This window comes from Paenibacillus forsythiae T98, assembly GCF_000520735.1.
Lineage (GTDB): Bacteria > Bacillota > Bacilli > Paenibacillales > Paenibacillaceae > Paenibacillus_AQ > Paenibacillus_AQ forsythiae.
Window position 1 is genome coordinate 1 of sequence record NZ_ASSC01000234.1, and the last position, 397, is coordinate 397.

Genomic DNA, 397 nt, shown 5'->3' on the forward strand with positions numbered 1-397 from the left:
CGACCCCGTCTAGCTCCTCAATCACCGCTTCAATATCATGGGCAAAAAAGTTCTGGCCATTGACGAAGACAATGTCCTTGATCCGTCCGCTGACCGTTAAACGCCCGTTCAGAATAAAGCCGGTATCACCGGTTCTCAGCCACCCGTCTTGAAAGGACCTGGCCGTAACCTCCGGGTTGTTGATGTAACCGGAAGTGACATTCCGGCCCCGGATCTGGATTTCACCCACTGTTCCCTCGGGAACAACCGTGCCGGTTTCATTCTCCACAATCCGAATGTCCATGCCAGTCACAGGATAGCCTTCATCGGCCATTAAAGCGGCGCGCTTGTCTCCCTCGGCGATAGCCTCAATCCGCGATTCGCCTGCCAGTATTTCACGGTTCAGCGCGTGAACGAG

Annotated in this window: 1 protein-coding gene; it reads right to left on the minus strand. The window is 54.9% G+C overall.

Going from position 1 to position 397, the window contains the following annotated elements; translation table 11 throughout:
* On the minus strand, nt 1-397 hold a 397-nt coding region (locus tag L692_RS28110), incomplete at both ends, for an AMP-binding protein (RefSeq protein ID WP_036722735.1).